This window comes from Geomonas oryzisoli, assembly GCF_018986915.1.
In the GTDB taxonomy this organism is placed as follows: domain Bacteria; phylum Desulfobacterota; class Desulfuromonadia; order Geobacterales; family Geobacteraceae; genus Geomonas; species Geomonas oryzisoli.
The window spans coordinates 2,996,456-3,017,614 of the sequence record NZ_CP076723.1 but is presented as its reverse complement, the minus strand read 5'-3'; the positions used below and the strand labels follow the sequence as shown (position 1 = coordinate 3,017,614).

Genomic DNA, 21,159 nt, shown 5'->3' with positions numbered 1-21,159 from the left:
CCGGGAGGAACCATGGGGCGCGATCTGGCGGTGTCAACGCAATGGGTATGGGAGCGGATCAAGGGGGGAGAGCCGCTTTTTTTTGTCGAGCTGAGGCACCCCGGCGATGCCGACCTCGCGGTTTACCGGATCCGGGGGGCGCTGCGTGTCAACTTCGACGACGCCAGGCGGCACCTCCGGGAAATGCCGCGCGACCGCCTGGTGGTGGTCTGCTCGGCTGTTCCCGGCGACGAGCCCGCCCTGGAGCTGGCCGCCTTCCTCACCGACAACGGTGTGCCGGCGCGGGCGCTCGAGGGAGGGGTGTCCCGGTATCTCGAGGCGGGGCTTCCCGCGGATGAGGTCAAGGCGGCGCGCGACATGACGCGCACCCGGGGAGAGTGAGCCTGTCTGCTGTGCATGCTTTGCGCAGCGGCTTCCAGTGCGGTTTTTCGCCGGTTGACAGCCGCAGGAATGTCGCTATATTGGTAAACGTTAATTTTTCCGGCAGTGGCATGCGAGGCACTGCAGATAGTCGATCAGGTAGTTTGCGGGATCTTTCACACCGGCTCGGGCCGGGACTGGATGGGCCGGACGCCGGCTCGAAAAATTTAGCGGGAGTGTCCCACGGAGGATTCTCCTCAACAAGGAGGCTACCACGATGAAAAAGATCACCGGCTTTATCTGCATCATGGTCATGGCCGTGATGGCGCTGGCCGCCACGGCGCACGCCGGAGAACGTGCGGGGGCGTTCTCCATCTCCCCCTACGCCGGCGGGTACATTTTCGACGATTCGAAACTGCCCCAACGCAACTACAGGGAAAACCGGATCACGGGCGGCTTGCGGCTCGGTTATGACTGGACCGACAACTTTGCCACCGAGCTCGTGGGGAGCTACCTGAGGGTGGAAGACCAGGCCTCCGATCGCGAGAACGGCATGTACTCGTACCACCTGGATCTGATCTGGAACTTCATGCCCAGGTCCGCTTTCGTCCCCTACCTGGCCCTGGGCGGCGGCGGGTACACCATCCGGTATAAGGGGACTGACCTCCACGACGGCACCGCCAACGGCGGCGCCGGCTTCAAGCTCTTCTTCACCGACGACATAGCCTTTAGGGCCGACGCCCGCCGCATCATCGACTTCCAGAGCTCCGACATCGAGGAGAACATCGCCAGGAACTGGGAATACAGCGTCGGCCTCACCTTCGTAATGGGGGGGCGGACCGCGAGGACTGCCCCTGCCAAGGCCACCGCAGCCGAACCGGGTGGCACCGTCGCGCAGACCCCGCCGCCGGCCCCGGCGCCTGCACCGGCCCCCGAACCGCAGCCGCAGCCGACCGCCGCCGAGCCGAGCCCCGGGCACTACAAGTACTGCATCACCCTGCAGGGCGAATTCGACATCGACAAGGCCATCGTGCGCAAGGAACTGCGCGACCAGATCGCCCAGGTCGGCAACTTCATGAAGAAGTATCCGACCACCACGGCCGTCATCGAGGGGCATACCGACAACGTCGGTTCCTACAACCACAACATGGACCTCTCCCAGCGCCGCGCCCAGGCCGTGGTCGATGTGCTGACCGAGCAGTACGGCATCGAGCGTTCCCGTCTCGCCGCCAAGGGATACGGCTTCACCCGTCCCATCGCCGACAACGCGACCGATGAAGGGAAGCAGAAGAACCGCCGCATCGAGGCCATCATCGACTGCGCCTTCGACGTGCAGCAGGTCACCCCGCCGGAGCGGCTGTGCATGTCCCTCGTGGTCGACTTCGACCTGGGCAAGGCGGAGATCAAGCCCCAGTACCGCGATGAGATCGCCAAAGTGGCCGACTACATGAAACGCTACACCACCACGACCGCCGTCATCGAAGGTCACACCGACAACACCGGCGATCAGGCCCACAACATGAAACTGTCCCAGCAGCGTGCCCAGAACGTGGTCGACTACATGGTGAAGAACTTCGGCATCGAGCGTTCCCGTCTCTCCGCCAAGGGCTACGGCTCGACCCGCCCCATCGCCTACAACAGCACGGCGGAAGGGCGGCAGAAAAACCGCAGGATCAACGCCATCATCGACTGCGTCGTCAACAAGTAGACATGAGCGGCCAGGGGACCTTCGCTTACCTGCAGCACCCTGGCCTTCGGCACCCCTGACCAACGCCGCCGCAAAAGTAGCCCATAGCCATATGGGCTATTTTTGTCGCCGTACCAAAGGGAAGAAGCAACACCCGTTCAACGTTCAATGTTCAATGTTCAATGTTCGAGGGCAAGGGCAAGGGTGAGGGCGAGGTTACAGGTTGAAGGTTTGGGCAGGGTGCAGCGAGCAGCGGCAACATTTGCCGTCGGGAAATCGTCGGCCCGAGCTTTGTCAACATCGAACGTTGAACGTTGAACCTTGAACGGTCTTAGGAGGTTTTATGCACAAACGAAAACTGGGGCGACAGGGGCTGGAGGTGTCGGCGCTGGGGCTTGGCTGCCGGGGATTGACCTACTGCTACGGCAGCGGCGACCTGCCCGAGTCGATCCGGGTCTTGCGCCGCGCCGTCGAGCTGGGCATCACCTTCTGGGACACGGCAGAGGTCTACGGCCCTTTCTGCAACGAGGAACTCCTGGGACGCCTTTTGAAGGAGGTCCCGCGGCAAAAGCTGGTGCTGGCCACCAAGTTCGCCTGGCGCTTTGGCCCGCACGGCAGGCAGATCGGCCTGGACAGCAGCCCTGCACAGGTACGCAGGTCGATCGACGGGTCCTTGAAGCGCTTGGGGACGGACTACATCGACCTCTACTACCAGCACCGCCTGGACCCCGCCGTCCCGGTCGAAGAAACGGTGGGCGCCCTGTCGGAACTGGTGCGTGAAGGGAAGGTGCGCTACATAGGACTCTCCGAGGTGGGGCCCCGCATCGTGCGCCGCGCCCACGCCGTACACCCGTTGACCGCGGTGCAGTCGGAATATTCGCTGTGGGAGCGGGGGGTGGAGGACAAGCTCCTGCCGGTGCTGCGCGAACTGGGCATCGGCTTCGTGGCCTACAGCCCGATGGGACGGGGCTTCCTGGCCGGCAAGATCCGGACCCCGGAGGACCTGGAGCCCAGCGACTGGCGCCGCAAAAACCCGCGCTTTCTCGCGGAGAACCTGCACCACAACTTCACCCTGGTCTCCATGGTCAACGAGCTCGCCTGCGCCCACGACGCGACCCCGGCACAGGTGTCGCTCGCCTGGCTTTTGCGCCGCGGCAGCGACATCGTCCCCATACCGGGGACCCGGCACCTGCGCTACCTGGAGGAAAACGCCCAGGCCGTGGGGCTGAAACTGTGTGAGGACGTCTGGTGCAGGCTCGACAAGTCGGTTTCCGGCTTCCGGGTGGCCGGCGCGCGTTCGCCCGAAGCGGCGCTCAGTTTCGCGGACAACTCCGATTAAGCCACCATGGAGGGGGACGGACCGTTGATAAAACTGTACCGGGCAAGGGAGGCCAAGTCATAGAGTTCGCGAGACAAAGTCATTTCTGGATTCGAATTGTCAATTGTCAATTGTCAATTGTCAATTGTCAATCAATGACCCAGTTCCTATTTCCCTTATCACTTGTTATAGTCATGGCAGGAAGCACCACTACTTCCCTGCCACAGTTCGTTCAGAAGCTTCTCTGCATCAAAAAGAGGCGTGGCGGGAAAAGTGCCGATGCTCCCGGACTTCAGACCTGAAGGAGCAGCGCCATGACTATGCATCCCGTCACCGACCCCGCCACCGATCTGGACCAGCTCTGCATCAACACCCTGCGCTTTCTCGCGGTCGACGCCATTCAAAATGCCAACAGCGGCCACCCCGGCATGCCGATGGGGGCCGCTGCCATGGCCTACCAGCTCTGGACCCGATTCCTGAAGCACAACCCGGCCGATCCGGCCTGGTTCGACCGGGACCGCTTCGTGCTCTCTGCGGGGCACGGCTCCATGCTGCTGTACGCCCTGCTGCATCTGACCGGGTACGACCTGCCGCTGGAGGAGATACGGCGCTTCCGGCAGTGGGGGAGCCGCACCCCCGGACACCCCGAGCGCGGCCTCACACCGGGCGTCGAAGTGAGCACCGGGCCGCTCGGGCAGGGGTTTGGCAACGCGGTCGGCATGGCCATGGCCGAGGCGCACCTGGCCGCCCGCTTCAACCGCCCCGGCTTCCGCCTCATCGACCACTACAGCTACCTCATCGCCGGTGACGGCGACCTGATGGAGGGGGTGGTGTCGGAGGCCGCCTCCCTGGCGGGGCACCTGCAACTGGGGAAGCTCATCTGCCTCTACGACGACAACCGCATCACGCTGGCCGCCTCGACCTCCCTGAGCTTTACCGAGGACCGCGCGGCGCGGTTCGCCGCCTTCGGCTGGCAGGTTCTCGAGGTCGAGGACGGCAACGACCTGGCGGCCCTGGCCGGCGCGCTCGAGGAGGCGCGTGCCGACACCCGGCGCCCCAGCCTCATCATGGTGCGCACCCGCATCGGGTTCGGTTCTCCCGGCAAGCAGGACAGTTTCGAGGCGCACGGTTCGCCGCTGGGCGCAGACGAGGTGCTGCGCAGCAAGGAGCGGCTGGGGTGGCCGGCCGGGCCGGAATTTTACATACCGCAGCGCGCGCTGGAGCGTTTCCGGCAGGCGCTGGAGCAGGGGGGCGCCGCGCAGCGGGAGTGGGAGGCGTTGCGCACCCGTTACGCGCTCGAGTACCCCGGACCGGCTGCCGAACTCGAACTTGCCGTCTCGGGGGAGCTTCCCGCCGCCTGGCAGGAGGCCCTGCCGCAGTTCCCCGCGGACGAGAAGGGGATGGCGACCCGTGCCGCCTCGGGGAAGGTACTGAACGCGCTGGCGGGGCGCCTGCCCCAGTTCTTCGGCGGCTCCGCGGACCTCAACCCCTCCACTGTCACCGCGCTCACCGGCAGGGGTGACTTCCAGAGCGAGTCGTGGCAGCCCGAAGACCGCCAGGGGGCCGTGGGCGGCGAGTGGGGAGCGGGGGGCGCCAACGTGCACTTCGGCGTGCGCGAGCACGGCATGGCGGCGATTCTGAACGGCATGGCCGCCCACGGTGGCACCATCCCCTTCGGGGCCACGTTCCTCACCTTCTCCGATTACCTGCGTCCGTCGCTGCGCCTGGCGGCACTCTCCGAGTTGAAGGTGATCCACGTCTTCACCCACGATTCCATCGCCCTCGGCGAGGACGGCCCGACCCACCAGCCGGTGGAGCAGCTGGCCTCGCTGCGGGCCATTCCGCGCTTGATCGTGCTGCGCCCCTGCGACGCCAACGAGAGCGCCTTTGCCTGGCGTGCCGCGCTCTCCATCAGGAACCGCCCGGTCGCCCTGGTGCTGTCGCGCCAGGCCGTCCCCACCCTGGACCGGGAGCACTACGGGGCGGCTCAGGGGCTCTTGCGCGGCGGCTACGTGCTGGCCGACTTTGAAGGGGAGGGGACGCGTCTCATCCTGATCGCCACCGGCTCCGAGGTTTCCCTCGCCCTGAAGGCGCGCCTGAAGCTGCAGGAGGAGGGACTCGCGGTGCGCGTGGTTTCCTTGCCGAGTTGGGAGATCTTCGACGAGCAGCCGCCGGAGTATCGCGAGTCCGTGCTCCCGCGGGAGGTCCCGCTCAGGCTCGCGGTCGAGGCGGGGAGTCCCCAGGGATGGCACCGCTACGTGGGGGACGCCGGCGTGGTACTCGGCGTCGAGGGATACGGCGCCTCGGCGCCGGGAGACCGGGTCCTCGAGGAGTACGGCTTCTCGGTGGCAAACCTGTGCAGGCTCGCCCGGCAGTTGGCGGGGAGGTGAGCGGTTATCCCGGAGCGCGCGGCGGCGCCTGGTTGAGACGGGAGGAAAGCGATGACCTATAAGGAGTTGCAACTGGCGCTGGCGGTCTTCGGCCTGGAGCAGCGGGCGAGCCTCAGTCAGATCAAGAGCCGGCACCGGGAACTGGTGAAAAGACACCACCCCGACCTGGGGGCGCCGGACGACAGCGAGGAGATGAGGAAGGTGAACGCCGCCTACCGGGTCCTGCTCGAGTACGTCTCCGACTACCGCTTTTCCTTCGCCGAGGAGGAATTCTACGAGCAGAATCCGGACGAGCGCCTCAGGCGCCAGTTCTTCGAGGGGCCGTTCTGGGGTAACGACAAGGAGAACGGTTGATTGGCTTCGTCAATAATGTGTCAGGGAGCGGTGAAAGAGGTGAAAAGTGCATAAAAACCGCGCCGATACCCTAAGTCCCTGCTGGGCGCGGCTTCGCTGTACACAGTTTCGTGGAAAACGCTGTGGATAACTTTCGGGATTGCGCCGGTTTCCCCTCAAAGATCATGGTTTTCTACCTTTTTGCCTAAAAAATGTGCACGCTGGTGCCGTTGCACCGGTGCCGCTACCCGATCCCCTATCCTGGCCGGAGCGCAAAGCCCAGCTCACCGGCCAGCGCCTGCCGTCGGTACTCGAAGATGTCGCGTACCCGGCGCGCCACGAAGGGGGCGGCGAGCTCCCCGAAGGGGCCGAAAGGAAGGACGTAGTGCACCAGGTCGGTCATCAGCGTTCCCTGGGGCGTTTCCTGGAAGATGTGCTGGTGATGCCACATCCGGTACGGGCCGAAGCGCTGTTCGTCCACGAAGAAATAAGGCTCCCGCATGTGGGTGATCTCGGTGACCCACTTGACCGGCCAGCCCAGGAACGGGGTCACGGTGTAGCTCACGATCATCCCGGCGTGCATCTTTTCGGGGAGCTCCCCCGTGATCCTGAAGCCCAGGTCGGGCGGCGTTATGCGCGGCAGGTTCCCCGGGTGCACGAAGAATCCCCACGCCTGTTCCAGCGGCAGCGGTATCAGTTGTTCCTGCTTCAGTAGGTGCATCTTCATGACGAATCCGCCCTTTCCCGTTACCAGAGCTCGACCTCGGTGAGGGCCGCCTGCTGCTGCTCGATCGCCCTTTGCCAGCAGTAGCGGTCGCGCTGGGCCAGCTTGCTGCTGCGGCTTGAGTCCACCTTCCTGCGGTGTACGGCGAAGTCGCCGTTGGAGAAGTGGATCACCCTCCCGAAGTCGCCGCCGATGTCCATGGCATCTATGGGGATCCGCTCCTGCTCCAGGTATTGCAGGATAAACCTGCAGTTGACCTGCCCGACGCAGAAGAAGTTGTCCGTGTTGCTTTCGGGGTTGATGATGGTGGCCCCGCCGAAGATTTTGGCCCTGAGCCGGGAGCGGTCGGTTCCCTGGGCCATCATGGCGTTGATGAGCAGGTCCATGGCATGGATGCCGTAGCGCCCCGCGTCGGTGATGTTGAGCGGGAGCTCCTTGGAGTAGCGCGGGTTGCTCAGCATGAAATGGTTCATCCCGATGATGCGGCGGCTGCGGTCGTACAGACAGGCGGCGATGCAGGAGCCGAGCAGGGTGGTGATTACGCCGGGCTTGCCGGTGACGTAGAACTCCCCCGGCGCTATGGTGACCCGCTCACCCTTTTGGTATGTCTCTATCTTCATCCCGCACCTGCCGCGCTTTCGGGCATCTCAGTCGGGCTCAGGGCTTTTGCCGCTGCGCCAGCATCTCCGATATCTTCCGGTTCAGCTTCTCCATTTCCAGCGGCTTCTGGATGTAGTGCATGCCCGCTTCAATGACTCCGCGCTGCAACACGTTGTCCGAGGTGTGCCCCGACATGAAGAGCACATTCATCTCCGGCAGGCTCTCCTTGACCCGCTCCGCCAGTTCCCTGCCGTTCATCTCCGGCATCACCACGTCGGTCAGGAGCAGGTCGATCTCCGCTCCCCGCTGCCGGCTGATCTCGAGGGCCTCCAAGGGACTCTGCGCCTGGATCACCGTGAGTCCCATCTCCTCCAGAAGCCTCGTCGTGAGCCATAGCAGCATCTCCTCGTCCTCCACCAGCAGCACCGTCCCGGAAATCCGTCGCTCCGCCGGGAGGGGCCCCTGCGGCGTCGCCTCGCTCTCCTGGAGGCGGGGCAGGTAGATCTTGAACACGGCACCCTGGCCCGGCTCGCTGTAGACGTTGATGAACCCGCCGTTTTGCGTGACGATGCCGTACACCGTGGAAAGGCCCAGGCCGGTTCCCTTACCCTGCCCCTTGGTGGTGAAGAACGGCTCGAAGATGTGGGCGGCGGTCATCTTGTCCATGCCGTGGCCGGTATCGCTCACCGAAAGCAGCACGTACTCCCCCGGTCTCGCATCGGGATGGAGGTAGGCATAGTGGCTGGCGATCTGGACGTTGGCCGTCTCGATGGCGAGGCTGCCCCCTTCCGGCATGGCGTCGCGGGCGTTCACGGCCAGGTTCATCAGGATCTGGTCCACCTGCGAAGGGGCGATCATGATGCTCCAGAGCTCCGGCGCGGGATGAAAGGAGAGTTTCACATCCTCGCTGATCAGCCGGGTCAGGATCTTCAGTGAGTCTTCGATGAGCCGGTTCAACTGCACCGGCTTGGGGGATACCACTTCCTTGCGGGAGAAGGCGAGGAGCTGGCGGGTGATGTCGCTGGAGCGCCTGGCGGCGTTGATGATCAGTTCCAGGTACTGCCCGATCGGCTCGCCGTCCTCGAGTTTGCGCTTGGACAGTTCGGCGGCGCCGGAGATGACGCTCAGCATGTTGTTGAAGTCGTGCGCCACGCCGCCGGCCAGCCGGCCGATGGACTCCATTTTCTGCGACTGGCGGAACTGCTCCTCAAGGTGCCTGCGCTCGGTGGTGTTGATGAAGGCGACCACTGCCCCCACCACCTTGTCATCCTTCACCTGGGGATAGGACCAGTACTCCACCGGGAAACTGCTGCCGTCCGCGCCCCAGAACACCTCGTCATCCACGTGGCTCCCCTTGCCCTGCAGCATCGCTGTGTGGGCGCTGCACTCTTCCTGAGGCATGTGCCGGCCGTCGGGGTAGCTGTGGTGCATGATGTCGTGGATGTTCTTTCCCAGGAGGTCGCCCTCGTTCTGGTAGCCGAGCATGCGCAGGCAGGCGCGGTTGCAGAAGGTGCACTTCCCGTCGATGTCGACGCCGTAGATCGCCTCGCCGGTGGAATCGAGCAACAGGCGCAGCCGCTCCTCGCTCTCCCTGAGCGCCTCCTCCGCCTGCCAGCGCTCGGAAACCTCTTCCTCCAGCAGCGCCGCCTGCTCCTGCAGCGATTCCTGGGCCGCCTGGCGCTCCGTGATTTCTTCCTCCAAAAGGGCGGCCTGTTTCTTGATCTCCTCCTCGGCGCGCTTGCGTTCGTCGATCTCGAGCTTCAGGGTCCAGAGCGTGTAGGACATCCCCATGATCAGCAAAAGCGAGACCGCCTTCAACAGGTACAGGCGCCAGTCGCTGCGCACCTGGTAGCGGGTTACCCGCAGCATCACCCCGCTCTCCGGGTCGGTGACCGGCATCTCTTTGTAGAAATCACGGTCCAGGAGCTGCATCTGCGGCATGGTGGCCAGCAGGCCGCCGCTGCTGTCGTTGAGGCTCAGGTGGTACAGGTGCGGCTGGGTCTGCGCGGCGAGCTGCTGTAGGAGCTTGTCGCACGAGTAGACGCCCCCGAAGAGCCCGAGGAAGGTGTCGCCCCGGAACACGGGGACCCAGATCTCGAAGGAGGGCCGTCCCTGGATGGCCTCGAAGGGGTGGGTGTACACCGGCTTGCGCCGTTCCCGGGCCAGGGCGGAAACCCGTTTCGGCTCCGGCAGGTTCAACTGGAGTCCGACGATCTGCCGGTTCGGCGCCAGCGGTGAGACGTCGGTGATACGGAAGTCGGCGTCGACCCAGGTGATATTGATCAGCTGTGGGTGCGCCTGCACGTACTGGCCGGCACGCTCCTGGAACAGTTGCGCGGTGAGTTTTCCCGAGGCCCGGTCCAGGGCCAGCAGTTGCAGGTAGCTGGCATCGCCTTCCAGGGTAAGCTGCAGCGAACCGCTGAGGGTCCTGGCCCTGCTGCTTAAGTCGTTCTGCTTCGCCCTCAGGTTGTTCCCTTCGGTGAACCAGACGATCAGCCCGAACACCACCAGGAAGGCGGCGAACAGGATGGCGCTGTAGCGCAGGGCCGCCGAGCGGCTGCGGGGATGCGGATGTGGACCTTTGAGGTGGGGCACTACTTCCTCCGACAGGATTCGTGACGACCTGCTCCTCATCGGCATGGGGCAGGAAATGTTGAGCGCGGGATTACCCCCAAGGCGGGCAACTTAATGATAATAGCAGCAAAACCAACTTCCTCAAACGGCTGAGCCCGCCGTTGCCGGCGGGCTCATGGGTTTTACGTTCTAATTCGCGGCGCCTGGCGATCAGGCGGCGAAGTTGCGGTCGATGTGCAGCCTCAGGATATCCTCGAACTCGGTCTCCTGGTCGCCGCGGTACACCATCGAGGAGCCCAGTTCGGCCGCCAGGATGGCGCAGAGGTACTTCTGGGGGAGGGTGGCGATCCTGCGGCGGTAGAGCGCCTTTTCGGCCACCAGGGCCGGCAGGTGCGCCAGGATCACCCGGCGGAACGGGGCCTGCCCCAAAAGCTCCGGCCGCCCCTGGAAGAAGCGGAACAGGCGCGCGTAGTGTCCGTTGATCTCGGTGCTGATGGCGTCGGAGATCTCGGTGCAGGGAGCGGTCGGACGCTCGCGGTGGCGCTTGAGGATGAGCCGCGCCTCGTCGGCGGCCCTCTTCTCCAGGATGGAGATGACCCCGGCCACGTACTCCTCCTTCTCGGCCAGGAACTCGCCGTCCTTCATGAGCAGGTTGGCGATGATCTCGTAGGAGGAGGAGATCACGCCGCACTTGTTGGCGGAGGCGTCGCGCATGATGATGACGCCTCGTTTTTGCAGCTGGGCCCTGGCCTCCGGGGTGATGAAGGAGTTCGCCCCTTCGATGATGGCGCGCGCCGAGGGGGTGCCGTCGGGGAGGAAGAAGCGCTCCCAGTTGCCGGCGTCGATGGTTTCCGGGCGCCCGCCGCCGGGGATGAACAGATCGGCCTCCGTGGTGAAGACCAGGTCGCCGAACTCGCGGGAGAACTCATCGATGGAAATCCACTGCTCGCTGATGCCGTCGGCCCCCATGGTCACCTTGCGGTACAGGGTCTTCAGCCCCTCGGTCCTGCTGCCGCTTCTAAAGAGCATGAAGCCCCCTTCGTGCAGCGCCTGCGGGTTGAAGCCATCCAGATCCTCCTTGAGGAGCATGCGTGACAGCTCGCCGTGGCGCGCCCCCTGCGGATCGAACAGCGCGGCGGTACCGTCCAGGATGAGGCGGATCTGCATCCTCGGGTAGCGCTCCAGCATGATGCGCATGGCGTTGCCGGCCACGTCACCGTTGGGGCCGCCGGTGAACTTCACGCTGAAGGGATCGTTCACCATATCGATGCCGAGATCCGCCATGGTGATCTCCGCGAAGCGGACCACGCCGGTCGAGGTGACCCCGAACTCCTTGTGGTTGATGCCGACCTTCTTGCTGGACATGATGCCGATGCCCAGGAGGTAGCCGCGCGTCTTGGAGATGCGGGCGATGCTCTCGATCATGGAGTCGTGCATGTTCTCGTCCGGCCCGAGCTCGATCGGCTCGTCCTCGCGGTAGTAGTCCACCACCGCCGGCAGTTTCGCCACGCCGTTTTCGGTCACGAAGATGTCCAAAAAGGCGTTGGCCACCCCGTACTGCAGCTTGTAAAGACGCAAGACCTCCTGGTCGCGCTCGCCGCTTCTTTGCAGGTCCCCGGCGTCGAGGATCAGCACCAGCTTGGAGCCCCCCTCGTAGATGTCCTTGTTCTTCAGGTGCTGGGTGTGGGCGAGGACGAAGTTCTCCCGGAAGATCGTGTTGGCGTTGGTGATGAAGTCGTCGCCGTTTCTGGCGATGACGGTGCGCCAGCCGCCGCGGGCGATGTCGGAGAAGCCGATGTGGTAGCCGAAGCCGAAGCGGCTGAAGAAGAAGGTGACCCGGAAGGGGAGGGCGGAGGGGAGATCCGAGGTGAACTCGGCGCCCAGCTCCGTCAGGTAGGCGGGGTCCAGCCGGAAGGCGAGCGCCTGCTTCTCCAGGACGTAGAAGTTGGTCTTCAGGGTGTGCTTGATGAAGATGAGGCAGCAGCGGAAGATGGCGCGGCGCACCTCGTCCAGGTAGCGGTGCCCCGTGTTGTAGTCGCCCACCATCCTCTCGGCCTCCTCGAGCTTGGCCGCGTACTCGGCCTCGCGCCCGGCGACCGCGGGATCGAAGCGGACCGCGAAGAGTTCCGCCAACTGCAGGGTGATCTCGGGGTGCGAGAAGAAGGCGCTCTTCACGTCATCCAGGCCGAAGCGGTCCGGCTGGTTGTGCGCCAGGTTCGTGTGGCAGAAGGCGATGAAGGCGTTGATGAGCGACCCCTCCCTGCCGCTGAAGGTCCCCTTGGTGACGAAGTCGCGGTAGGCGATGGAGGTGGTGGCGAGGATCTGGGTGTTGCACAGTTCATCCTGCAGGCGGCTGAAGAGCTCGCTGCCGCGGGAGAGCACCTCGCCGTCGCGGCGGCGCACGTAGAAGGTCCCCAGGAAATAGGGGTGGGTGCCGTTGGAGATGGTGAGGCAGTAGGCGCGGTTCACGCCGAGATCCAGTCGGTTGAACACCTCCATCACCTGGAGCAGGAAGTCTTTTTGCGGCGGGTTGCCCACCGCGAAGTGGATGCGCGATTCACGCCCCCCCTCCATCTCCTCGACGTCCAGGTAGAGTCCCCCGGCCTTGACCCCTTTCTGGTACAGGTTGACCACCTGGGCCACCCGCTCCGGCCAGGCCATGCGCACGTACTTCTCGTTGTTGAGCCAGAGCATGCGCAGCAGGCGGTCCAACTCGCCCATGACGAAGTCCGGGTAGCTTTGGCGCAGCGAGGCGGCGACCTTGGCGCGGATTCCCGCCGGGATGACCACGTCCCCGCCGTCCTGGATCTCCTTGTTGCTCTTTCTATCGAACTCGAAGCGCTGGATTTCGAGGGTGCGGTCGCTGCCTGGGAGCGGGCTTTCCGAGTGGGCGATCATGGCGTAGGATATCTCCCTCTCCGGGATGCGGCGCAGCGTGTCGTAGAGCGAACCCGGCACGTTGGGGAGCGCCTGGATCAGGCACTTCTCCCGGTCGGAGAGGACCAGCCGGCGGTTGTGCGCGAGGCTTGCCATTTCGCGCTCCAGCATGGCCATCGCCTCGGGCTCGTCCTTCATGGCGATGAAGAAATAGGGGGGGAACTGTTCCATGAGCCAGCTGCGGTTTTCCATGGTAGCGGCGCTCAGTCTCTTTAATTCGGCGGTAGTGGTTTTCATTGCTCGTGACTCCTCAATGGAATGTTGGCGGTGTATGACGCTACTCCTCCCCCCGGAGGGGGGAGGCTGGGAGGGGGGAGGCAGGGCTCTTTTCATGCTTCCCCCTCCCCGACCCTCCCCCTCCGGGGGAGGGAGCTTACGTGGCTAGAACATGAGCTTCACCAGGAGGAATCCGACCCCGATGGAGGAGAAGGTGGCGACGAGCCCCGGGATCATGAAGCTGTGGTTCAGGACGTAGCGGCCGATGCCGGTGGTGCCGGTGCGGTCGAAGTTGATCGCGGCCACCACGGTCGGGTAGTTCGGGATGAAGAAGTAGCCGTTCACCGCCGGGAACATGGCGATCAGGAACGGGGCGGGGATGCCCAGGCTGATCCCCAGCGGCATGAGGGCACGTACCGTCGCGGCCTGGCTGTAGAGCAGGATGGAGAGGACGAAGAGGGCGAAGGCGAAGAGCCAGGGGGCGGTGGTGACCATCCCCTTGATCGAACCGCTCAGAAGTTCCATGTTCCCCTGGAAGAAGGTGTCGCCCATCCAGGCGATGCCGAAGATGGCGATGACCGCCTGGATGCCGGCGATGAAGACGCTCCCCTCGACCACGCGGGAGACCTTCACCTTGCAAAGGAGCAGCATGAGCGCCGCGATGGTCAGCATGACGATCTCGATCACGTGCGGCATCCCCATCTTCTCCTTGTTCTGGGCGGGACGCTTGTCGTCGAACTTCACGATGTGGTAGCCGAACGGGGTCTTGATCACCTCGGTCAGGTCGCCCGGCTTCTTGAGCTTCGCGCAGGCCTTTTCGAAGTCGGGGATCATCTTCCCTTTGGCCTGCCAGCCGAGGTCGCCGCCGGTTGTCGCAGTGGCGTCGATGGAGCACTGTTTGGCGACCTCCGAGAAGTTGCCGCCGGATTTTAGCTGTGCGAGGACCTGCTTCGCCTCGGTCTCGCTCTTCACCACGATGTGGCTGATGCGGGTGTCGCTACCGACGCTCCACTCCGGGCGCAGTTGCGGGAAGGAACCGAAGAGGACCACGAGGATAGTTCCCACCAGGAACAGGGCGACCGCCACCTTGGCGCTCGCCGGCGTGTTACGGAGCGTCTCGTTCACCTTGGCGCTGTCCGCGCCCGCGTTACGCGGCGGGGGGACCAGCCCTTCCTGCAGGCGTTTCTGGTATTCCGGGTCCTTGTCGAGGTCCTTGCCGAGCTTGTTGGAGACGAAAGCGGCGAGGATGACGCCGATGAGGGTGGAGGGGATACAGACCTTGAGGATGTCGATCAGTTCCACGTTGAAGCCGAGCTTCGCGGTCGTGCCGCCCAAGAGGCCGAGAAGAGCGACCGTCGCGGCGGCGATGGGGCTTGCCGTAATGGCCTGTTGCGAGGCGATGACCGAGATGGACATGGGGCGTTCCGGGCGGACGCCGGTTTCCCGGGCCACCTCGGCGATCACCGGCAGTACCGAGTAGGCGACGTGGCCGGTGCCGGCGAATAGGGTGAAGAAGTAGGTGACCATAGGACCGAGGAAGGTGATCCGGTCCGGGTTGTTTCTGAGAATCCTTTCCGCCAGGGAGACCAGGTAGTCGAGCCCGCCGGCTGCCTGCAGGACGCCCGCAGCGGTGACCACCGCGGCGATCATCAGCATCACGTCGATGGGTGGAGCGGTCGGTTGCAGGTGGAACAGGAAGGTGAGCACGGCGAGGCCGAGGCCGCCCATGACCCCGAGGCCGATACCGCCCAAGCGGGCTCCGACGAAGATAGCTGCCAGTACCACTACGAACTCTAGCCAGAACATGATCTTTCTCCCCTTTGAGGTAATCAGGCGAGGTACGCCCATGACCGGTACATAGCATCGGCGATGCCAAGAGGAGGTCAGAGAATGAAGTGTTATAAAATCGGCATGTTAGCGAGGAGTTTGAAGGGGCAGATCAACATGAGGGGTATGCCGCAGGGAATAGTGAGGGAGGTGTAAGCGAGAAATGATATGAAACTACGGTCAGTTAGGGCGATGTATGACAATCGGCATAGTATGCCCAAGGGAATACCCCTGTGGCCTCACGTCCCCCCCTTGTCAAAGGGGGGCCAGGGGGGATTTGCCTTACCTTGCCTTACCTTACCTTACCTGATTACTCCAATCCCCGTCCCGCCCCCCCCATACCCAAGCTCCCTTAGCGCCCGTTCGATGGCGCGCACATCGCATCCATCGACGATCCGCTTGCCGTTGTCGAAGACGATGAGCGGGACGATATCGCCGTGATAGCGCTCGCGCCACTCCTGGTGTGCGGCGCGGTCCTTGCGGATGTCGCGGGTGGTGTAGGGTATCTTTCTCTCGGTGAAAAAACTTTCCACCTCGGCGCAGTAGCTTCAGCCGCTGCCGACGTAGATGGTGATGGCTGGCTGGAGGGGGGATGTCGGCAGAGGAGACGAATAAGTCGTCGCGCAGCCAAGGACGGAGAGCGCGAGCAGCAAGAAAGCGAGCGAGCCCGCCAGCAGGTTGCCTCGTTGCGCTCGTGCCGGAATGCGGCGTGGATTGAAACCGTGCTTCATCGCGTCTTCTCCCTTGTTGTTCCGACCGAAGGAGGGGACTGGCTCCGCCAGGTGCCTGTCCCCTTAGGCCCCCAGGAAATTCATTCTCCCCGCTGCTGCTTCAACCTCTTGCTCAAGGTCGGTTGCGACACACCTAAAAGCCTCGCCGCGATGGACTGGTTCCCCTCCGCCCGCCTCATCGCCTCCGCCACCAGCAGATCGATCGCCTCGGTGAATCCCGGTAGCCGGTCCATGCCGAAGAAGGGGTTGTCCGAAGGCTCCGCCGGCTGCTCCGCCGCCGACGCTATCGGCCGCTCGCCGATGGCGCGCACGAACGCCTCCATCGAGAGGACGCCCCCCTGGTGCAGGCTCACCGCGTCGTAGACCATCGCCTTCAGCTCGCGCACGTTGCCGGGAAAATCGTAGGTGGCCAGGAGCACGGCGAGCTCCTTGGGAAGCGTCGGCTTCTTCTTGCCGAATTCCCGCGCCGCCAGTTCCAGGAAGTGATCCAGCAAAAGCGGGATGTCCTCCTTCCTCTTTCTCAAGGGGGGGATGTGCAGGTGGTGCGCCCGCAGCCGGTAGTAGAGGTCCTTTCTGAACTCCCCCGCCGCCTGCCGCGCGGCCAGGTCCTGGTGCGTCGCCACCACGACCCGCGCCCGGATGCGCCGGGGACGGTCGCTCCCGATCGGGTAGTACTCACCCTCCTGCAAAAGCCGCAACAGTTTCACCTGCGAGGAAAGGCTCAGGTCCCCTATCTCGTCCAGGAAAAGGGTCCCGTCGGCGGCCTGTTCGATCATCCCCTTTCTGGCCTCGCCCGCGCCGGTGTAGGCACCCTTCACGTGCCCGAACAGGGTGTCCGAAACCATCGCGTCGTCCAGCCCCGCCACGTTCACCGCCACCAGCTCCCCCTTGCGCCCCGAGAGCCGGTGCAGGGCGGAGACGATCAGCTCCTTGCCGACGCCGCTCTCCCCGGTTACCAGGATGGGCTGGGAAGAAAGCGCCACCGCCTCGACGTACTGGAAGATGGAACGCATCCCCTTGTCGCCGGTGACGATGTTGTCAAACGCCTCCGGGTGCTCCAGCCGGTCGTAGAGGAAGCGGTTTCTCAGTTCCCGGTTCTCCAGCTGCAGCTCCTTCTCACGGACCGCCCGCTTCACCCCCTTGACGATGCGCCCCTCCTCGGATGTCTTCACGTAGTAGTCGAAGGCGCCGCTACGCATGCAGTTCACCGCGGTCTCCAGCTGGTTCAGACCGCTCACGATGATCACCGTCACCTCGGGGTGTTCCTCGGCGATCCGCTCCAGGAGCTCCTCCCCGGAAAGGTGCGGCATGGTCAGATCGAGCAGCACCACGCCCACCGCGTGCTCCGCCATCATCTTCAGCGCCTCGCGGCTGTCCGAGCAGGTGAGTATATTGCTGAGACCGGCGCGTTCCAGGGTGATGCTCATGGAGTAGAGCCAGTCCGGTTCGTCGTCCACCAGCAGGATGCTGAAGGCGGGGTAGAGGGTCGTGGTCATGGTGATGACTCCTTGTCGGGCACGGCGAAGGTGAGGCGCGCCGTGGTGCCTGCGCCGGGTGCGGAGCTGAAGGAGAGCTCGCCGCCGTGTTCCTTGACGATGCCGCTCGATACCGACAGCCCGAGCCCGGTGCCGCCGCTCTCGCGCTTGGTGGTGAAGAAGGGGTCGGTGAGACGGGAGAGATGTTCCGGCGCGATCCCCGTCCCCTGGTCCCGCACCTCCAGAACCACCTGCCTCTGCTGCCCGTCGAACCAGGTGACCAGCTCGATGCCCCGGTCCGGCGAGGGAAGCGCCTGGCAGGCGTTCACCAGAAGGTTCACCACCACCTGTTCGATGCGCTGGGCGCTGCCGTTGAGTCTCGGTATGTCTTCCCCGAGGCTCACGCTGAAATGTTCCGTGCTCTTCTCCACCAGGTTGGTGAGAAGGCGCAGCGCCGCCTGTACCGTCTCGTTCAGGTCGAATTCCGCCGCCTGTCCCGGTTCCTGCTGTCTCGCGAAATCCTTCAGGTCCTCGACGATCAGCTTCACCCGCCGCGACCCTTCCTGCATCTGCTGCATCAGCCTGGGAAGCGCCTCGCGCATCCGGGAGTAGGCGAGCCCGCCGAACTCGAAATCCCCGTTCTTCTCGTAGTACTCCTCGAGGATAGGCTCCGCGTCGCGGAAGGCCTCCATCATCACCGGCAGGTTCAGAAGGATCAGGCCGTTGGGGTTGTTGATCTCGTGGGCCACCCCGGACACGAGGATGCCGAGCGCCGCCATCTTGTCCGCCTGGACCAGTTGCTGCTGCCGGTTTATCAGCTCCTCCTCGGCGTGGCGGCGCTCCTCCACCTCGCGGGTCAGTTCGGCCGTGCGGGTCGCCACCTCGCGCCGCAGCATCCGCGACCAGAGTACGGCCCCCCCGGCCAGCAGGATGAGCGGCAGCACAACGACCGCCCCGTACCTGAAGACCTCGCTCCAGGAGAGCCCCGGCGGTTCCAGGACCCCGAGCCACCGGTTGTAGATCATCTGGTACTCCCCGGTGTTCTTCAGGATGGCGAGTCCCTCGTTGAAGCGGGCCAGAAGCGCCGCGTTCCCCTTTTTCACCGCGAAGCAGTACTGCTGCGCCGATACCGGGTCTCCGACCGCCTCCAGGTTGGAGAGTCCCAGCTCCCGGATCAGGTACAGTCCGGGGAGCTTGGCCATGACCGCGTAGTCGTGCTTGCCCGACGCCAGCGAGCGCAGCACGTCGGCGTGGGTCGGGACCGGCACCACCTTGGCGCCGACGCCTTTGGCCGCCAGGAACTCCTGCATGATCCCGTCGTTCAGCACCAGGACCTCCTTGCCGCGCAGGTCGGCCAGGGTCGGGTGCCGGTTGCCCCCTCTGCGGGCGAAAATCGAGTGGTGCACGATGGTGTGCGGCGGCGAGAAGTCTACCGTTTTGGCGCGCTCGTCCGAGTAGGACATCCCCTCCAGCAGGTCGACGTCCCCCCTGAGCAGGTCCTGGCGCCGCTCCGACCACGCCCCCAGCCGGATTTCGACCTTGAGCCCCATCACCCGGGCCACGGCGCGGGTGAGCTCCACGTTGTAGCCGCTTGGCTTGTTGTCCTTGTCCAGGAATTCGTAGGGAGGATAGCTGCGGTCGCCGCCGACGATGACCAGTGCCGGAGCGGCATCGGCGCCCAGGGCCGTCTGCGCGCAAAGAACCGTGCAGATGGAGAGGATCGCGGCGACGATAAGGCTCACGGGCCGGGTGCGGTGACGTTGCTGCTGAATGGCGCTCGCTGATGGCATGGATGCAGCTTATCTATCAAATTCGCCGCTTGCAAGATTGATCTGACGCAGCGGACTGGTTAACACGCCCGCTGTTACATTATTTTGCACCAATGTTGCTGGCCTTGTCCCTTAAAGTCCTCAAGTTTGTTCCTCTTTGCACCGAAACAACAACGATGAAAAAGTCTTTTGGGCGAAATTATGAGAGGTGACATATGAATCTCAGAAACAAGGTCAACGTGACGGTTGTGATAGCATTCGCCATAGCAATTGTTGCCCTCATCGTTACGGCCTCCTCCAGTTCCCGCAACATCATGGGGAGCATGGTGCACAGCTCGCAGCTGTCGTTGGCCAACGACAACGCTGAAAGTGTCAACGCGTGGCTGTTGAGCAAGCAGGGGATCATAGCTGCGGGTGCCAAGGAGCTGTCCAAGGAGTCGGGCCAGTCCAAGGAGTACCTCACCGGCCTGATCAAGCTCCTGGCCGGTGCCGGAGGCTTCTCCACCGTCTATCCCGGTTACGAGAACGGCCTCTTCGTCTCCTCCGACGGCTGGGTTCCCGAGGCCACCTGGGATCATCGCAAGAGGCCCTGGTACGAGAAGGCAAAGACGGAGATGAAGGTGTCCCAGACCGAGCCGTACGTGGATGCCCAGACCGGCAAGACCATCATCTCCTTCATCGCGCCTATCACCGCGGGCGGGAGCTTCACCGGCGTGCTCAGCTCCGACATCATGCTCGACGACGTGATCAAGCAGGTGCTGAACGTGAAGGTCGGCCGCAGCGGGTACGCCTTCATCATGGACAAGAGCGGCAAGATCCTGGTGCACCCGAACAAGGAGCTCGTGCTCAAGAAGAAGTTCCAGGATGTCACCACCGGCCTGTCCGACCTGAGCGCCCAACTTGCCGCCCAACCCAACGGCAGTCTCGACTACAAGATGGGTGACGTCGAGAAGATGGCTTCCTACGCCCGGATCCCGGCGGCGGACTGGTATCTCTGCGTCACCGCGGACAAGGCCGAGGTCTTCGCACCGGTTAACAAGCAGGTGCAGGCGCTCCTGGCCATCGGCGCCATCTTCCTCGCCGCGGGGATCGCGGTGATCTTCTTCATCGTGAGACGGCTCTTGAGCCCGCTTGGAGTGCTCTGTAACCGCGTAGCCGACCTCGCCGAAGGGGAGGGGGATCTGACCAAGCGGGTCGACGTGGGGGACCGCCACGACGAGATCGGGCTTTTGGCCGAGAAGCTGAACACCTTCGTGGAGAACATGGGGAGCATCATCTCCCAGATCGCCTCCGCCTCCAGGTCGCTTGCCTCCGAGTCCAACACGCTCACCTCCACCTCCATGTCGATTTCGGTTGGCGCCGAGTCGGTGGCAGGACAGACCGCCACCGTGGCCACCGCAAGCGAGGAGATGGCCGCCACCGCTGCCGATATCGCCAACAACTGTCATCGCGCCGCGGACAGCGCGCAGCACGCCGCCGACACCACCCAGGAGGGGTTCAAGGTGGTCAGCAGCACAGTGGAAGGGATCCGTTACCGTGGCCGGCAGACCCGTCAGAACGCCGACCGGATATCCTCCCTGGGCGAGCGGTCCGAGCAGATCGGCGCCATCGTGGCGACCATCGAGGATATCGCCGACCAGACCAATCTGCTGGCGCTCAACGCCGCCATCGAAGCCGCCCGGGCCGGGGAGCAGGGGCGCGGTTTCGCTGTCGTTGCCGATGAGGTGCGTGCCCTTGCCGAGCGCACCACCCGCGCAACCAAGGAGATCGGCGACATGATCAAGGCGATCCAGCAGGAGACCAGGGATGCCATTACCTCCATGGAGGAGGGGGTGCGTGGGACCGAGCAGGGGGCGATCGAGGCCGAGCAGTTGGAGGGGGCGCTGCAGAGGATTCTGGAGCAGGTGAACGACGTGACCGCCCAGGTGAGTCAGATCGCCACCGCCGCCGAGGAGCAGGGGGCCACGACCGGTGAGATCACCAACAACATCCAGCAGGTGACCGCCGTGGTCCAGGAGACCGCCAGCGGTGCTCAGGACTCCGCCCAGTCCGCCTCCCGGCTTTCCGAATTGTCCGGCGAATTGCAGCGTATCGTCGGCAAATTCAAGCTCTGAGGGAGCGGCCGGCAGCAAACATGGCGTGAAAAGGGGGGCGAATGATATTCGCCCCCCTTTTTTATGGTCCGCAGATCAGCCGTCACCTCAAAACCGCGACCGTT

General features: G+C 64.2%; 14 protein-coding genes and 1 pseudogene. 6 read left to right on the top strand and 9 right to left on the bottom strand.

The window, feature by feature from the left end:
• The first annotated feature begins 12 nt into the window (after positions 1 to 12).
• From KP004_RS13175 to KP004_RS13155, 5 genes are all read left to right on the top strand, one after another.
• Positions 13 to 381 (top strand): rhodanese-like domain-containing protein, encoded by a 369-nt coding sequence (locus KP004_RS13175; RefSeq protein ID WP_216798992.1) that lies wholly within the window; start codon positions 13 to 15, stop codon positions 379 to 381.
• Between the two features lie 256 nt (positions 382 to 637).
• A complete protein-coding gene (locus KP004_RS13170) occupies positions 638 to 2,068 on the top strand; it encodes an OmpA family protein (protein WP_216798991.1) in 1,431 nt (476 codons plus the stop codon).
• 322 nt (positions 2,069 to 2,390) lie between these two features.
• Entirely contained in the window at positions 2,391 to 3,386 is a 996-nt protein-coding gene (locus KP004_RS13165) for an aldo/keto reductase (RefSeq protein WP_216798990.1), read from the top strand.
• A 293-nt stretch (positions 3,387 to 3,679) separates the two neighbouring features.
• Positions 3,680 to 5,755, top strand: coding sequence for a transketolase (tkt, locus tag KP004_RS13160; protein WP_239026803.1), 2,076 nt, complete (start codon positions 3,680 to 3,682; stop codon positions 5,753 to 5,755).
• 51 nt (positions 5,756 to 5,806) lie between these two features.
• A complete protein-coding gene (locus tag KP004_RS13155; RefSeq protein ID WP_216798989.1) occupies positions 5,807 to 6,109 on the top strand; it encodes a J domain-containing protein in 303 nt (100 codons plus the stop codon).
• A gap of 235 nt (positions 6,110 to 6,344) precedes the next feature.
• On the opposite strand, the gene KP004_RS13150 is transcribed toward KP004_RS13155, so the two are convergent.
• The 9 genes and pseudogenes from KP004_RS13150 to KP004_RS13115 form a co-directional block, all read right to left on the bottom strand.
• On the bottom strand, positions 6,345 to 6,815 hold the full coding sequence (locus KP004_RS13150) for an SRPBCC family protein (protein ID WP_216798988.1): 471 nt from the start codon (positions 6,813 to 6,815) through the stop codon (positions 6,345 to 6,347).
• Positions 6,816 to 6,835: 20 nt separating this feature from the next.
• The gene (locus KP004_RS13145) at positions 6,836 to 7,432 is read right to left on the bottom strand and encodes a chemotaxis protein CheD (RefSeq protein WP_216798987.1); all 597 of its coding nucleotides are present in this window, start codon (positions 7,430 to 7,432) and stop codon (positions 6,836 to 6,838) included.
• 37 nt (positions 7,433 to 7,469) lie between these two features.
• Entirely contained in the window at positions 7,470 to 10,007 is a 2,538-nt protein-coding gene (locus KP004_RS13140) for a hybrid sensor histidine kinase/response regulator (RefSeq protein ID WP_239026802.1), read from the bottom strand.
• A gap of 189 nt (positions 10,008 to 10,196) precedes the next feature.
• On the bottom strand, positions 10,197 to 13,160 hold the full coding sequence (locus KP004_RS13135; protein ID WP_216798985.1) for an NAD-glutamate dehydrogenase domain-containing protein: 2,964 nt from the start codon (positions 13,158 to 13,160) through the stop codon (positions 10,197 to 10,199).
• A gap of 144 nt (positions 13,161 to 13,304) precedes the next feature.
• Positions 13,305 to 14,945: an anaerobic C4-dicarboxylate transporter gene (locus tag KP004_RS13130; RefSeq protein ID WP_216798984.1), complete on the bottom strand. Its 1,641-nt coding sequence runs from the start codon at positions 14,943 to 14,945 to the stop codon at positions 13,305 to 13,307.
• Between the two features lie 323 nt (positions 14,946 to 15,268).
• Positions 15,269 to 15,538, bottom strand: a pseudogene (locus tag KP004_RS13125) (glutaredoxin family protein); the annotation flags it as partial.
• A complete protein-coding gene (locus KP004_RS21580; RefSeq protein ID WP_437178155.1) occupies positions 15,515 to 15,697 on the bottom strand; it encodes a hypothetical protein in 183 nt (60 codons plus the stop codon). The pseudogene KP004_RS13125 and the gene KP004_RS21580, both read right to left, overlap by 24 nt.
• Before the next feature lie 80 nt (positions 15,698 to 15,777).
• A complete protein-coding gene (locus KP004_RS13120; RefSeq protein ID WP_216798982.1) occupies positions 15,778 to 17,193 on the bottom strand; it encodes a sigma-54-dependent transcriptional regulator in 1,416 nt (471 codons plus the stop codon).
• Positions 17,190 to 18,962, bottom strand: a complete 1,773-nt coding sequence (locus KP004_RS13115) for a transporter substrate-binding domain-containing protein (RefSeq protein ID WP_216798981.1) — start codon at positions 18,960 to 18,962, stop codon at positions 17,190 to 17,192. The genes KP004_RS13120 and KP004_RS13115 overlap by 4 nt, the downstream gene beginning before the upstream one ends.
• A gap of 194 nt (positions 18,963 to 19,156) precedes the next feature.
• On the opposite strand from KP004_RS13115, the gene KP004_RS13110 reads away from it, so the two are divergent.
• Positions 19,157 to 21,055 carry a methyl-accepting chemotaxis protein gene (locus KP004_RS13110; RefSeq protein WP_216798980.1) on the top strand — a complete coding sequence of 633 codons (1,899 nt, stop codon included), beginning with the start codon at positions 19,157 to 19,159 and terminating at the stop codon, positions 21,053 to 21,055.
• Positions 21,056 to 21,159 lie beyond the last annotated feature (104 nt).

What these genes read in the sequence shown, in the direction of transcription:
- KP004_RS13165 (WP_216798990.1), top strand. Translation starts at nt 2,391, where the DNA reads ATGCACAAACGAAAACTGGGGCGACAGGGGCTGGAGGTGTCGGCGCTG.
- tkt (WP_239026803.1), top strand. Translation starts at nt 3,680, where the DNA reads ATGACTATGCATCCCGTCACCGACCCCGCCACCGATCTGGACCAGCTC.
- KP004_RS13170 (WP_216798991.1), top strand. Translation starts at nt 638, where the DNA reads ATGAAAAAGATCACCGGCTTTATCTGCATCATGGTCATGGCCGTGATG.
- KP004_RS13175 (WP_216798992.1), top strand. Translation starts at nt 13, where the DNA reads ATGGGGCGCGATCTGGCGGTGTCAACGCAATGGGTATGGGAGCGGATC.
- KP004_RS13135 (WP_216798985.1), bottom strand. Translation starts at nt 13,160, where the DNA reads ATGAAAACCACTACCGCCGAATTAAAGAGACTGAGCGCCGCTACCATG.
- KP004_RS13130 (WP_216798984.1), bottom strand. Translation starts at nt 14,945, where the DNA reads ATGTTCTGGCTAGAGTTCGTAGTGGTACTGGCAGCTATCTTCGTCGGA.
- KP004_RS13150 (WP_216798988.1), bottom strand. Translation starts at nt 6,815, where the DNA reads ATGAAGATGCACCTACTGAAGCAGGAACAACTGATACCGCTGCCGCTG.
- KP004_RS21580 (WP_437178155.1), bottom strand. Translation starts at nt 15,697, where the DNA reads ATGAAGCACGGTTTCAATCCACGCCGCATTCCGGCACGAGCGCAACGA.
- KP004_RS13115 (WP_216798981.1), bottom strand. Translation starts at nt 18,962, where the DNA reads ATGCCATCAGCGAGCGCCATTCAGCAGCAACGTCACCGCACCCGGCCC.
- KP004_RS13110 (WP_216798980.1), top strand. Translation starts at nt 19,157, where the DNA reads ATGAATCTCAGAAACAAGGTCAACGTGACGGTTGTGATAGCATTCGCC.
- KP004_RS13120 (WP_216798982.1), bottom strand. Translation starts at nt 17,193, where the DNA reads ATGACCACGACCCTCTACCCCGCCTTCAGCATCCTGCTGGTGGACGAC.
- KP004_RS13155 (WP_216798989.1), top strand. Translation starts at nt 5,807, where the DNA reads ATGACCTATAAGGAGTTGCAACTGGCGCTGGCGGTCTTCGGCCTGGAG.
- KP004_RS13145 (WP_216798987.1), bottom strand. Translation starts at nt 7,432, where the DNA reads ATGAAGATAGAGACATACCAAAAGGGTGAGCGGGTCACCATAGCGCCG.